The sequence below is a fragment of the Tunturiibacter empetritectus genome (assembly GCF_014201375.1).
GTDB classification, from domain to species: Bacteria; Acidobacteriota; Terriglobia; order Terriglobales; family Acidobacteriaceae; genus Edaphobacter; species Edaphobacter lichenicola_D.
The window spans coordinates 65,443-78,768 of record NZ_JACHDZ010000003.1 but is presented as its reverse complement, the minus strand read 5'-3'; the positions used below and the strand labels follow the sequence as shown (position 1 = coordinate 78,768).

Genomic DNA, 13,326 nt, shown 5'->3' with positions numbered 1-13,326 from the left:
CCAACGATGTCTTACCCGATTCTCGATCCTGCGAGGCCGCTTGCTGTGAGAGCCGGGCAGACCGCTCTTGCGGTGATGGCGAAGGCTCCGCGCGCCGGCAAGGTGAAGACCCGCCTCGCACCTCCTCTTACGCCGGCTCAGGCGGCGGATCTCAATGTCTGCTTTCTTAAAGACACCGCTGAAAATATTTTCACTGTTGCTGGATCGGGTGGCGCGGCTGGGGTTATCTCTTACACCCCGGTTGGCGAGGAAGCTCTCTTCGACAATCTTCTGCCTGCGGACTTCGCCCTGATTCCGCAGCGGGGCGACAGCTTTGGCGAGCGCCTGCTTGCGACGGCACAGGATCTTTTGTCGTGTGGCTACGGGAGTGTTTGCCTGATCGACTCCGATTCGCCCACGGTTCCGGCTTCCGCTTTTGAGCAGGCTGTCGCGGAGTTGCAGAAGGAAGGCGATCGCATTGTTCTTGGTCCGGCGGTGGATGGTGGTTATTATTTGATCGGACTCAAGCGGGCTCATTCTGAGCTCTTCGCCGATATTGCGTGGAGTACTTCGTCTGTATTTTCCGAGACGGTTGCTGCGTCGAAGAAGGCAGGCATTGAGGTAGTCGTTCTGCCGCTTTGGTATGACGTAGATGATCGAGAGACGCTTGAGCTGTTGGTTGCAGAACTGCTTGGTGATGCGCCGCCGTCGTTTGCCAGGCTTTCAGGGTATCGCGCCGAACATACTCGCACTTACCTGCGTGAACTTCGGTTGCAGGGAGGGGAAGGTTGATGATCGCAACGACCGACTCGGCGACGAATTCAGCTGCAAGTGCTGCGCTGGGGTCTCGTGTTCGCCGACATTGGTCGGTCGCTCGTGCCTGGCAGACCAACGCTGCCTTGGGTCTGATTGGGGTTGCTCTATTTTTACTTACGCGACAATTGGTCAGCGAGTACGACCACTTCACGATTGGGTTTTCCGGCGTGTCGGGGTGGTCCTGCATTCTCTATCTTGGGGCAGCGTTTCTTGTGCTAACCCAACCGGTCGATAGATTTACTTTTCCGATTATTCTTGGTGTCGCCGTTGCGTGCCGTGTGGTTGCGCTAGGTGAGCCGCCCTATCTGTCGAGTGATATCTATCGTTATGTGTGGGATGGCGTGGTGCAACATGCACACGTCAGCCCCTATCGGTATGTTCCCGGCGATGCTGTGCTTGCGTTTCTGCGTGCGCCGCATCAGAGCATCTTCGAGAAAATCAATCGGCGAGATTATGCCCATACTATTTATCCACCTGCGGCACAGATGCTCTTTTATCTGATTACGTGGATCTCTCCGACGATCACTTTCGTGAAGACTGTGATGGTCCTGTTTGAAGGCGTGACGATGTATGCGCTGGTGACGCTTCTTCAGGCTCTTGGTCTTCGCCGCGAGCAGACGTTGCTCTATGCGTGGTGTCCGGTCTTGGTGTGGGAGATCGCCGGCTCGGGCCATCTCGATTCTGCTGTCATGGCATTCATTGCGCTTGCTCTGCTGGCGCGCTTTCGAAGACGTCCGGTGCTGACAGGGATTTTTCTCGGTGTCGCTATTCTGCTGAAGCTTTATCCGCTGGTGCTATTTCCCGCGCTCTATCGTCGCGGTGACTTCAAGATGCCTGCCACGGTTGCCGCCGTTGTTGCGCTGGGCTATGCGGCCTATTCGAGCGTTGGCGTTCTCGTCTTTGGATTTCTTGGGGGCTATGTACAAGAAGAGGGCATGGCGACTGGTGCGCGATATTTTCTACTGGAGCTTTCGCAACAGATTCCTGGACTGCGTGGTCTTTCTACGGCGTCCTACTACGTTTTCTGTGCTGGGGTTTTCGTGGGAGTCGTCTGGTGGTGCTGGCGGGTCGCGGGCTCTGACGGGAGCAACCGTAGAAAGCCGTTTGCTTCGGACGGGGTTGCGGGTTTTCTTCCGCCTGCCTTCGGGCTTGCGTCAGCATTGATGTTTCTGTTCTCTCCCCACTATGCCTGGTACATCGTCTGGCTGATTCCGTTTTTCACACTGATGCCGAATCTGCCGATTCTTACCTATGTTCTTGGCTTCTTCTATCTGTACACGACCCCTTTGGCAGAACCTGGTCCCAGGATGTTTCTTGCTAATAAAATTCTCTACGCCTCGGTGCTTGCAGCGTTCATAATTCAGTTAGTTCTCAACCGGTGGCCGATCCATCGCAGCTTGTTCGTCCAGCCAGTTATAGCGAGCGAATCTCTATGAGTACACTTCTTCCGATTCTTCCTCCCGACGACCTGCTCCATGATAAGGAGAGACTTAGCCCCGCGGCGCAGCAGGCGGAAGAGGAGAAGAACCGCATGCGCCGGTACTTCGAGAAGCCTGAGGCAGATGCGCATCTTGCTGCTGTGGCTGCGCAGGAGCCGGTTTGTCTTTATCTGGAGACGACGAACCGATGCAATCTGCTGTGCACGACCTGTCCGCGCACCTACGAAGAACTGGAGCCCGAGGCTGATATGCCGTGGGAGCTTTTCACTTCGCTGATCGACCAGTATCCGAAGATTGCGCGGGTTGTGCTGCACGGCATCGGTGAGCCTATGCTGGTCAAAGATATTGCTCAGCGCGTGAAGTATCTGAAGAATCGGAACATCTATGTTCTCTTCAACACGAACGGGACTTTGCTGACGGAGGCAAATGGGCGGGCACTGATCGAAGCAGGTCTGGATGAACTTCGCGTATCGCTCGACGCGGCTGAATCTGAGGCTTTTCAGATGGTTCGGGGCAAGGACTTCTTCGACAAGATAGTCGCCAACGTAAAGAACTTTACGCGGCTTCAACGTGAGCTTGATGCTCCCAAGCCGCGCGTGTCGCTGTGGCTGACTGGTCTGCGCGAGACGGTGGATCAGCTTCCTGACTTCGTGCGCCTGGCTCACTCGATTGGGGTCACTGAGGTCTATCTGCAGCGGCTGGTATTTTTCGATGTGCCGATGGATGAACACTCTCTTGCGCGTGCGGAGTCGGCGCTGTTTGAACACACAACTGAGCGGGAAGAGGCGTTGATTCGTGAGGCGGAGTCGGTTGCGCGGGAGCTGGGTGTGATGTTTTCGGCGTCCGGCGCAGTTGATCCCGGCGAGTCGATCAAGATGCAGCGCTCCGATAGTCCGTGGTCTTTGTGCCGACGGCCGTGGTCTCTGATGTACATTACCGCTAACGGCCGGGTACTTCCGTGTTGTATTGCGCCTTTCAGCATGAAGGGCTACGGTAGCTTTACGCTGGGCGACGCTACGCAGAGTAGCCTGCGAGAGATATGGAATGGGCCTGAGTATCAACATTTCCGCGAGGGGCTTCTGACCAGCTCTCCGCCGCCGGCGTGTGTCAACTGCGGGCTTCGTTGGAGCCTTTGAGGATCGCTCTTGCACCTTTACGGCAAGCCCTTATAATCGCACCTGCGAAACATAGAGAGGATGCGATGACTATCCAGCAGCACTCCGGGTTCTACGTGGTAGGCGTAGCGGCTCGCACGGATAACACGGCTGAGAGGAACGGCAAAGGAAAGATCGGGGAGATCTGGCATAGACTGCTGCGCGATAATCTTGCCGCAAAAATTCCGAACAAGCTTGGTATCGATCTGATTGCGGTGTATACGGACTATGAGAAGGATCATAGCGGCCAGTACACCTATCTTCTCGGGTTGCCTGTGTCTTCGATTCACAACGTGCCTGCGAAGTTCGTTGCGAAACATATTCCGGGAGGCCGCTACGCTGTTGTTACGTCGAATAGAGGGCCGGTGACAAAGGTTGTTCCTGAGACGTGGCAGCGTATCTGGTCTATGTCGGTTGCTGAGTTGGGTGGTACGCGATCGTTTCGAGCCGACTACGAAGTCTACGATCAGCGTTCGGCTGATCCAGAGAAGGCTCAGATTGAAGTGTATGTCGGCCTCCGTTAAACACACACTCACGCACTGCAACTCAGATTGAACAGACGCAAAGAATCAGGATGCCGCCACAAATATCTGTCATTATTCCCGCACTGAATGAAGCCGAATCGATCGGCCCCGTTGTCTCTGAGATGCCCTGGCAGCTTATCGCCGAATGTATCGTCGTCGACAATGGGAGCACTGACGAGACTGCTGCGATTGCCGAGGCTGCGGGTGCGCGTGTTGTCCGGTCTGCGCGCGGATACGGAGCGGCGTGTAAAGTGGGGGGCGATGCGGCAATATCTTCGAGCACTATTCTGGTCTATATGGACGGTGATGGCTCCGATGTTATTGCGGACCTGCCGAGGCTGGTGGCTCCGATAGAGGCCGGCGATGCGGACTTCGTTCTTGGATCGCGTATTCGTGGCAGGCGCGAGGCGGGGTCGATGCTCGGTTCACAGGTTTTTGCTGCTCACTTGGTCGGAGCTCTCCTACGCGTCTTTCAAGGTGTTCGATATACCGATATGGGGCCTTTTCGTGCAATTCGCAGAACGTCACTTAATGAGTTACAAATGTCAGAGTTGACCTATGGATGGAATCTCGAGATGCAGATTCGTGCTGCACGGAATAAGCTTCGCATTCAGGAGATTCCTGTTGATTATCGTAAGCGCAGGGGAGGGGCCTCCAAGGTTTCGGGTGATGTGAAGGCTAGTATGAAGGCTGCGGTTCGGATTCTCGAGGTGTTGTTTCGTACGGGCTTTTCGCGCAAACCAGGCTAAGAGCTGTCCGAACAAGGGGAGGTTCGCCGGCCACGTATACTTGTTGCGTTGCGGTATGAGGAGACCTTATGCAAAGTCGCATTCTTGGCACTACCATGCCCGTCCTTGAGTTTGCCCTTGGCGCGAATGACGCGGTCATCTCGGAGGCGGGAGAGCTCTCGTGGATGACTGCTTCTGTTCAGATGACCACGCACACTCAACATGCCGGCGGCGGTGGGTTCTTCGGTGCTATCGCGAGGGTGGCTGGAGGCGGATCGCTGTTTATGACGGAGTACCGCGCGATTGGAGGCCCCGGCGAGGTGGCGTTCGCGACGCGAGTGCCAGGACACATCGTGCCTGTGGAGGTTGGTCCGGGGCATGAGTACTTGGTTCATCGGCATGGCTTTCTCTGCGCTACCGCCGCGATCGAGCTTGGGGTTGGTTTTCAGCAGTCGCTTGGCGCGGGGATCTTCGGTGGTGACGGATTTTTGTTGCAGAAGATCAGCGGGCAGGGCATCGCGTGGCTTGAGCTATCTGGGGAACTCGTTATCAAGGATCTTGCTCCCGGTGAGACGCTGCGAGTTCATCCCGGTCATGTGGGCGCGTTTCAGTCTACCGTTTCATTTCAGATTCAGCGCGTTCCTGGCATCAAGAATCTGATCTTTGGCGGCGATGGTGTCTTTCTTGCGGCGCTCACTGGTCCCGGTCGTGTGTGGTTGCAGACTCTTCCTATCTCGCGGCTGGCACATCAGATTCAGGAGTACCTGCCGAAGGAACGCGCACAGCAGGCTGCGGAGGGTGGGGTTGTTGGCGGCATTGTGGGCTCTATTCTGAAGGGGATGTAAGTCATTTGGGCCCGATGCCGAAATTATGGCTGGTCGAGTCTAAACTCATGTAGAGGTCCAAATGACTACGGTTGCACTGGATATTCATCCTGGACGCTCGAAGAGATACCCTGCAGGTCCTTCTTTTCTTCCACGGTTTGTCTCTGGCCGCATGTTTCGACAGACAGCGGTGGAGTCTATGACAGAGTCTGCGCGTCGTTATGGAGACTTTGTTCATTACACGGTCTTCGGACGACACATCTACCAATTGAATCATCCTGAGCTAGTTGAAGATTTCCTTCTCAAGGATGCAAGTAAGCATCATCGCGGCATTGTGATGCAGCGAGCAAAGACTGTGCTGGGCGAGGGCTTGCTGACCAGTGAGGAGCCACTGCATATGCGTCAGCGAAGGCTTGCGCAGCCAGCATTCTTGCGTCAACGAATTGCGGCGTATGGTGAGGTGATTGGACAAAACGCTGCGGGGATCTCAGAGAGTTGGAGGCCGGGTTCGGTTCGCGATGTGCATGAAGATATGCTGGAGTTGGCTCTGCGGATCGTCGGCAAGTGCCTGTTCGATCTGGACGTTCAGTCGCACGAAGAGGTGAAGAAGGTTTCGACGGCGGTCGATGCGTTCATGGGATTTCTTCCGCTGGCTATTCTGCCTTTCTCCGAACAGATTCAGCGATTGCCTCTGCCTGCCATGAAGCGAATTCGCAAGGGACAGGCTGATCTCGACGCCATTATCTATGGAATGATTCGGGAGCGCCGCCGGTCGCCGGGAGATCGGGGCGACCTACTTTCCATGCTGCTTGAAGCAGTGGATGTAGAAGACTCCAGTGGCCGCATGTCGGATCAACAGGTGCATGATGAGTGTCTGACGATTATGCTTGCGGGGCATGAGACGACTGCGAATGCGCTGAGCTTCGCGTTATGGCTGATCGCGAAACATCCGGAGGTGCAGACACGTCTGTGGCAGGAGGCACGTGCGGTTCTTGGCGAGCGAGCGCCAACAGCGGACGACTACTCGCGTCTGCCTTATGCTACTCAGGTCTTCTCGGAGACCATGCGGCTTTATCCTCCGGTGTGGGTGACGGCCCGTACCTGTGTCGAGCCTTATGAGATCGCCGGCTACGCGATTGCTAAGGGCGCTGTGCTTATCGCGTCGCAGTTCGTCGTTCATCGGGACCCGCGCTTTTACGCTGACCCGCTTCGCTTCGATCCCGATCGTTTTGCCGTGGATAAAAGAGAACCGCGGCCACGATTCGCCTTCTTTCCGTTTGCGGCGGGAAGCCGACAGTGCATCGGCGAAGGGTTAGCCTGGATGGAGGGAGTGCTGTCTTTGGCTACGATCGTTCGTGACTGGCGGCTCAGCCTGCCCCCGGGATCAGCAGCTGAGATCGCGCTTAATCCTGCGATCAGCCTTCGGCCGAAACATGGAGTTCCGCTGCTGGTGGAACGAAGAGATTAGCGGCACTTCATCCAGGAGTCGATCGAGTATCCGTTGTATCGATGCAGAAAGACTAGCGTGAAGTAGACCAGGGCATAGGTTAGTTGGGTTCCTGTGGCGGCCCAGTCCTGCAGGAGCGCCGAGCCGAACGTCAACACTGCGATGAGGAGACTCGCGGCGATGAGCGCTGCTCGGGTTCTTAGGCCGATGAGAACGAGGAGACCTAGGAGAGATTCGATTGAGGGCAGGATTAGACCGAAGAACCAGATACTCCACGCTGGGAGCGGAGCATGGCTGAATTGCATGACCAACTTCGCGGCAAACTCTCCCGGGCCTGCGATCATGCGGCTTACGCCGTGCATCATCAGATTTATGCCGACCACTATGCGCAGCAGGGCGTAGGCTGTGCGCTCGTCAGCAAACTTTGATTCTTCCGCCATTCCGTTCTCCGCTTCTTATTTGTACGCTGCGTTCGAGACTATGTTGTTTCATCAGATGCCAAAACTGGCACAGGGTTAGGGACTTGCAATTTGAGCACAAGGAACGGCCGAGTGATGCTAAGTTAGTGGCTCTCTCTATATTCTGAAGCTATGCAAGGGAACCTAGTAGAACCTTTTCTTCATCTCGCCCACGTGAATGTAGCCCGTGGAGAGAATGTTGTTCTTCACGATATCAACCTGTCGGTCAATGCGGGGGAGCACATCGCGATTCTTGGCCCGAATGGGTGTGGCAAGTCGACGCTGATCAAGACTATTACTTGCGAATGTTATCCGCTGGTGCAGCCGGAGACGAAGGTCAGGATCTTTGGGCGGGAGCGGTGGGATCTGACGGAGTTGAAGAAGCGGCTGGGTGTGGTTTCGGCAGAGTTGCCGGGGAAGCAGACGCTGCAGACTACGGGGCGGGATGCGGTGATTACTGGCTTTTTTTCTAGTAGTACGCTGTGGCCGAATCTTGTTGTGACAGAGGCAATGCGGGCCTATGCCGAGGAGGTGTTGGAGCAGATTGATGCTTTGGGCTTTGCGGAGAAGATGGTCGGGGAGATGTCGGCGGGGCAGCAGAGGCGGATTATGATTGGGCGGGCGCTGGTGGGGTCGGCAGGGATGTTGCTGCTAGATGAGCCGTCGAATGCATTGGATCTGGCAGCGCAGACGGAGTTGCGGGGGTTGTTGCGGCGGCTGGCGCAGCAGGGGACTGGGATCATGCTGATTACGCACCATATTGCGGATATTCCTCCGGAGATTGACCGGATTTTGATGATGCGGGAGGGACGGATTGTGGCGGATGGGTCGAAGGGGGAGCTGCTTACGGCGGTTCGGCTTAGTGAACTTTTTAAGACTGAGGTGCAGCTTTCGGAGCGGGACGGTTTTTATCACGCCTGGTGAGGATTATTTTCTGGCGTGGTGATTTGCGGGTTTTGCAGTATATTTTGCGAAATGTGGGTGCGTAACGTGGTGTTTTGGGTGGTGAAACGTGGTGTTTAAGCACGGTAAACGTGGTGGGTTAGCAGTCGCTTTTTCAGTGATGAAAAATGCGCCACGGTTTTAAGATTTATTTTGAGTGGTTGAAAGAGCCGTCCGGGCAGGACGGCTTCTTTACTCTGCGTGGGGGATTACGCCGGTTTGGAGTTTGACTAGTTCAGGTTGTGCGATGCGTGACGGGCCGAGGACGGCGATCTTTGGCAGGGGGCCGCGGACCATGGCGACTTCGTCGCAGGCGTAGAGGCGCGGGCAGGTCTGGCAGTCTTTGTAGATCTTGTCGGGCAGGGTAGTGCGGTCGACTACGCGGAAGCCGAAGTGGAAGAAGAAGTCGGGGATGCGGGTGAAGAGGCAGACGGCGGTGACCTTTTGCTCTTCGGCTTCTTCGAGGAGTGTGCGGAGGAGACGGCCGCCTGCGCCCTGGCCCTTGGCTTCGGGTTTGACCACGATGGAGCGGACTTCGGCTAGGTGGGGGCCGTAGAGGTGGAGGGCTCCGCAGCCGAGGAAGACGCCGCCTGAGCCTCCGTCGATGGGGGATTCGGCTACTGCGAAGTCGCGGATGTTCTCGCAGATCTCGGCGTAGTTGCGGCGGAGGAGGGTGCCGTCGCCGGAGAGGGAGTTGACGAGGTCGAAGATGTCGACGGCGTCGGGGAGTTTGGCTTTGCGCACAGTTGCTCCGCCTACGCGGGGGCGTGTGGTCGAGGTGGACTCACTGACGGACATGAGAGGCGAAGTGGACAACGTGCGTTTTGCTCCTTCTTTATTTTCGCAGAGTATTGGATGTGTGATCGAGGAGTTTGATGCGGGGGTTGAAGAGTGCGGTTCGCGCGTGGCGCGAAGCCCCACTCATGCGGTGAGACTGCATGAATGGGGCACCCGGCTTCGTCGTCACGCGTGCTCCGTGAGGCGGGATTTTGCTTCATCGAGGGCGGTTTTGACGCGGGGGCGGGCGGTGCCGCCGATGACGTCGTGGCAGTCGAGGGTGGCTTCGAGGGTGATGGCGGAGAAGAAGTCTTCGCCAAACTGGGGGCAGATGGCGCGGAGTTCTTCGAGGGTGAGTTGCTGGAGCTCGCGTTGGGTTTCGAGACCGAGGCGGACGGCGTTGCCGATGTGCTCGTGGGCTTTGCGGAAGGGGATGCCCTTGTCGGTGAGGTAGGTTGCGGCGGCCATGGCGTTGAGGTAGCCGCTGTGGGCAGCGGTCTTCATGGTGTCGAAGCGGAATTTGAGAGATGCGGTGAAGGCGGGGAGGACGCTTAGGATTCCGGCGATGGTGTCGGCTGCGTCGAAGACTGGCTCCTGGCCTTCCTGCAGGTCTTTGTTGTAGGCGAGGGGTAGACCTTTGATGAGGGTGGCTAGTGTTGTCGCTGCGCCTAGCAGGCGGCCGGACTTGCCTCGGATGAGTTCGGTGAGGTCGGGGTTTTTCTTTTGCGGCATCGCGCTGGAGCCGGTGGAGAAGCGCTCGGGGAGATCGAGGAAGCCGAATTCGGCGGTGGAGTAGAGGGTGAGTTCTTCGGCGAAGCGGGAGATGTGGATGCCTAGTGTGGCGATGGCTTGGGTGAAGTCGAGGGCGAAGTCGCGGTCGCTGGTTGCGTCCATGCTGTTGGGTGTGGGGGCGTCGAAGTTGAGGGCGCGGGCGGCGAGGTTGCGGTCGAGGGCGAGGGTTGCTCCTGCGACTGCGCCGGAGCCGAGGGGGCAGAGGTTCATGCGCTTGCGGGCGTCGGTGAGGCGGCTGGCGTCGCGCTCGATCATCGTTACATAGGCTAGGAGCCAATGGACTATTAAGACGGGCTCGGCGCGCTGGAGGTGGGTGTAGGAGGGCATCGTGGCTTCGCCTGCGGATTCGGCGAGGTCGATGAGGGCCTTGCGCCATGCTGTGAGGCTGGCGAGGGTGTTGTCGATGGCTTCGCGGACGAAGAGGCGCATGTCGGTGGCGATCTGCTCGTTGCGGCTGCGGCCGGTGTGGAGCTTGAGGGCTAGGTCGCCGATTATCTTTGTTAGTTGGAGTTCTACGAAGTGGTGGATGTCTTCGGCCTGGGGATTGAGTGCCACGATACTGCTGTAGGCGGAGATGACGAAGCCGACACCGGGGCTGTTGAGTTTGTGGGCGTCGCGGAGGGCATCGAGGTTGGTGAGTTTTGCGCTTTCTTCTAAAGAGAGCGGGATAACGCGGTCCAGGCCGTAGAGCATTTGCTTCAGTTCATCCGATACGAGGATGCCGGCGGCCGCGATGGTCTCTGCGTGCGCTTTTGAAGCTGCTATCTCATGCGAGAGAAGCCGCACATCGAAGGGGAAGGAGCGCTGCCAAGATTCGAAGGTGGCGTCGAGTGGTTCGCGGAAGCGGCCTGACCACATTTTGGCGGATTGTTGATTGATGTTCGTCATCTGTTCCTGTCTTTACGAATTAGCGAAAATATGGGCAATCCTCACGAAGGATTGCGTGAAATTCGTCTGGAGTCGGGCCATCCGGATAGACGAAGGCGGAATTTCTGAAGAAATCCACTCTGCCGCACTTGTAAGAGATTTCAATCTTTGACGGTGAAAGCCAGTGGACCGAGAGATCGCTATCGAAGTCATAACCGTGAAGGAAACACTGTTGCTTTTCGTTCTGAATGCTTCGGTCAGATATCTTGGCTATGCAGATATCTACATTAACTGGGCCAGAATTGTTGAATTCCTGAGTGCGGATAATGGCTTTGTAATTTCCGGACGGCGTTTCCGTAAATGTTTCTTTCGGCTTGCCCCTTACGACCTTGGGCAAAAGATAAGCCGCAAGCAATATCACAACGCATGAAACCCCGAGGATCGTCAGTCTTCTCATAGAAATTCTAGTCTCAGCTAAAAACGAAAAGCAGATTCCTCCGCTTTGCTGCGGAATGACAACAAAAAAGCAATGACAAAGAACAGGCAACGACAAAGGCGAAATACGGGGATCCTTCGCTTCGCTCAGGATGACGACGGTTTCGGCGACAGCAATGGTACGGTGTGGCTATTCCTTAGTGTTGCTGCTGTTGAGGTGGGGCATTTCGGAGCCTTTGCTTAGGGTGATCAGGCCGGATTGGGCGTAGGTGATTAGCTTGGCGCGGGTGTCGGTGATGTCGAGGTTGCGCATGGTGAGCTGGCCGATGCGGTCGCGGGGGGAAAAGGTGGATTCGCCCTTTTCCATGGTGAGGCGCTCGGGGTGGAAGGTTAGGTTGGGGGAGGCGGTGTTGAGGATGGAGTAGTCGTTGCCGCGGCGGAGTTCGATTGTAACTTCGCCGGTTACAGGCTTGGCGACCCAGCGTTGGGCGGCTTCGCGGAGCATGATGGCCTGGGGATCGAACCAGCGGCCCTGGTAGAGTAGGCGGCCTAACTTGCGGCCGTTTTCGCGGTACTGCTCGATGGTGTCTTCGTTGTGGATGCCGGTGATGAGGCGCTCGTAGGCGATGAAGAGGAGCGCGAGGCCGGGGGACTCGTAGATTCCGCGGGACTTGGCTTCGATGATGCGGTTTTCGATCTGGTCGCTCATGCCGAGGCCGTGGCGGCCGCCGATTGCGTTGGCTTCGAGCATGAGGGCTACGGGGTCGGAGAGCTCTTTGCCGTTGAGGGCTACGGGGAAGCCTTCTTCGAAGCGGATGGTGATCTCTTCGGGCTTGATGGCGACGTCGTCACGCCAGAAGGCGGTGCCCATGATGGGAGCGACGATCTTCATGCTGGTGGTGAGGAGCTCGAGGTCTTTGGCCTCGTGGGTTGCGCCGAGGATGTTGGAGTCGGTGGAGTAGGCTTTTTCGGCGGACATCTTGTAGCCGAAGCCGGCCTTGGTCATGAAGGCGGACATCTCGGCGCGGCCGCCTAGCTCGTCGATGAAGGTGGGGTCGAGCCAAGGCTTGTAAACTTGCAAGTCGGGGTTGACGAGGAGGCCGTAGCGGTAGAAGCGCTCGATGTCGTTGCCTTTGAAGGTGGAGCCGTCGCCCCAGATGTTGACGTCGTCTTCCTTCATAGCCGTCACTAACATTGTCCCAGTTACAGCTCGGCCGATGGGGGTGGTGTTGAAGTAGGTGACGCCGGCGGTGGTGATGTGGAAGGCTCCGGACTGGAGGGCGGCGATGCCTTCGCGGACGAGGGGGCCGCGGCAGTCTATGAGGCGGGCTTTTTCGGCTCCGTACTCAAGGGCTTTGCGGGGGATCTCGTCGTAGTCGGCTTCGTCGGGCTGGCCGAGGTTGGCGGTGTAGGCGTAGGGGAGGGCGCCCTTCTGCTTCATCCAGTGAAGGGCGGCGCTGGTGTCTAGGCCGCCGGAGAAAGCTATGCCGACTTTTTGGCCGAGGGGGAGGGTTTCAAGTATTACTGACATTTGGGGAAGACCTCAGGAGTAGGTTTGGCTGGAGGTAAACTCAGCGGGTGAGACGAGTTCAGAGATGTACAGTTGCAAGTTGAGTCGAAAGAAACGCGCTTTGGACTTTCTTTGGGGCAAGCCATCGGCCACCCGCAGCGCTTAGTTAACAACCCATCGACTCATACTGTTTCCAAACGACGGGATCATCTGTTACATAAAAGATCGGCTCCATCTTTCTATGCTCGATGATTTCAGTTATGTCGTTAACAGTAATGGCTTCATAAGCCGGGTAACCGGACGGAAATCCTTGTGGCGGATTTTCTAGCTCAAAAGGCGCTCTACATCCCATCTTGCCATTTTCTTTATTGAGAATACGTTCATTTTTATCTCGCAATATAAATTTCGCTCTACGCCGTGGCACAACGTAATAATTCAGGGTAAGCGAAGAATTGGCTCGCGTGAGTTCCGGTGGGAGAGTCACCCATTTTGGCAGCCTCGACTCACTCGCTAATTCGAATGTTGACTCAGGGAAGTATTCACATCCAATCATCGAACCTGAAACTGCTAATACGACCCCCAAAACCACATACCATTTGAGGTGTCGAAGTATCTTGATCATTTGCTGCGGCCT

14 protein-coding genes are annotated in these 13,326 nt (G+C 56.6%); 8 read left to right on the top strand and 6 right to left on the bottom strand.

Annotated features, from left to right (window positions below):
* Positions 1-6: 6 nt before the first annotated feature.
* From HDF10_RS09330 to HDF10_RS09300, 7 genes are all read left to right on the top strand, one after another.
* Positions 7-771: a TIGR04282 family arsenosugar biosynthesis glycosyltransferase gene (locus HDF10_RS09330; RefSeq protein WP_183812753.1), complete on the top strand. Its 765-nt coding sequence runs from the start codon at positions 7-9 to the stop codon at positions 769-771.
* Positions 771-2,231, top strand: a complete 1,461-nt coding sequence (locus HDF10_RS09325; protein WP_183812752.1) for a glycosyltransferase family 87 protein — start codon at positions 771-773, stop codon at positions 2,229-2,231. Before HDF10_RS09330 ends, HDF10_RS09325 begins: the two co-directional genes overlap by 1 nt.
* Positions 2,228-3,370, top strand: coding sequence for a radical SAM protein (locus HDF10_RS09320; RefSeq protein WP_183812750.1), 1,143 nt, complete (start codon positions 2,228-2,230; stop codon positions 3,368-3,370). The genes HDF10_RS09325 and HDF10_RS09320 overlap by 4 nt, the downstream gene beginning before the upstream one ends.
* A 65-nt stretch (positions 3,371-3,435) precedes the next feature.
* Positions 3,436-3,912 (top strand): GyrI-like domain-containing protein, encoded by a 477-nt coding sequence (locus tag HDF10_RS09315; protein ID WP_183812748.1) that lies wholly within the window; start codon positions 3,436-3,438, stop codon positions 3,910-3,912.
* A gap of 50 nt (positions 3,913-3,962) precedes the next feature.
* Entirely contained in the window at positions 3,963-4,661 is a 699-nt protein-coding gene (locus HDF10_RS09310) for a glycosyltransferase family 2 protein (protein WP_183812746.1), read from the top strand.
* Positions 4,662-4,729: 68 nt separating this feature from the next.
* Positions 4,730-5,485 carry a TIGR00266 family protein gene (locus HDF10_RS09305; RefSeq protein WP_183812744.1) on the top strand — a complete coding sequence of 252 codons (756 nt, stop codon included), beginning with the start codon at positions 4,730-4,732 and terminating at the stop codon, positions 5,483-5,485.
* Positions 5,486-5,546: 61 nt separating this feature from the next.
* Entirely contained in the window at positions 5,547-6,932 is a 1,386-nt protein-coding gene (locus HDF10_RS09300; protein WP_183812742.1) for a cytochrome P450, read from the top strand.
* Here HDF10_RS09300 and HDF10_RS09295 read toward each other — a convergent pair.
* On the bottom strand, positions 6,929-7,351 hold the full coding sequence (locus tag HDF10_RS09295) for a MauE/DoxX family redox-associated membrane protein (protein ID WP_183812740.1): 423 nt from the start codon (positions 7,349-7,351) through the stop codon (positions 6,929-6,931). The genes HDF10_RS09300 and HDF10_RS09295 overlap by 4 nt on opposite strands.
* 150 nt (positions 7,352-7,501) lie before the next feature.
* Between HDF10_RS09295 and HDF10_RS09290 the strand changes: the two genes are divergently transcribed.
* Positions 7,502-8,293 carry an ABC transporter ATP-binding protein gene (locus tag HDF10_RS09290; RefSeq protein WP_183812738.1) on the top strand — a complete coding sequence of 264 codons (792 nt, stop codon included), beginning with the start codon at positions 7,502-7,504 and terminating at the stop codon, positions 8,291-8,293.
* Positions 8,294-8,503: 210 nt separating this feature from the next.
* Here HDF10_RS09290 and HDF10_RS09285 read toward each other — a convergent pair whose 3' ends face one another.
* The 5 genes from HDF10_RS09285 to HDF10_RS09265 form a co-directional block, all read right to left on the bottom strand.
* Complete coding sequence (locus HDF10_RS09285) at positions 8,504-9,109, bottom strand: GNAT family N-acetyltransferase (RefSeq protein ID WP_183813638.1); 606 nt, start codon at positions 9,107-9,109, stop codon at positions 8,504-8,506.
* A gap of 165 nt (positions 9,110-9,274) precedes the next feature.
* Positions 9,275-10,768 carry an argininosuccinate lyase gene (gene argH / locus HDF10_RS09280; protein WP_260177782.1) on the bottom strand — a complete coding sequence of 498 codons (1,494 nt, stop codon included), beginning with the start codon at positions 10,766-10,768 and terminating at the stop codon, positions 9,275-9,277.
* Positions 10,769-10,787: 19 nt separating this feature from the next.
* Positions 10,788-11,204 (bottom strand): hypothetical protein, encoded by a 417-nt coding sequence (locus tag HDF10_RS09275; RefSeq protein WP_183812736.1) that lies wholly within the window; start codon positions 11,202-11,204, stop codon positions 10,788-10,790.
* A 168-nt stretch (positions 11,205-11,372) separates the two neighbouring features.
* Positions 11,373-12,713 (bottom strand): argininosuccinate synthase, encoded by a 1,341-nt coding sequence (argG, locus tag HDF10_RS09270; protein ID WP_183812734.1) that lies wholly within the window; start codon positions 12,711-12,713, stop codon positions 11,373-11,375.
* Positions 12,714-12,858: 145 nt separating this feature from the next.
* Positions 12,859-13,314, bottom strand: a complete 456-nt coding sequence (locus HDF10_RS09265) for a hypothetical protein (RefSeq protein WP_183812732.1) — start codon at positions 13,312-13,314, stop codon at positions 12,859-12,861.
* Between the last annotated feature and the right edge of the window lie 12 nt (positions 13,315-13,326).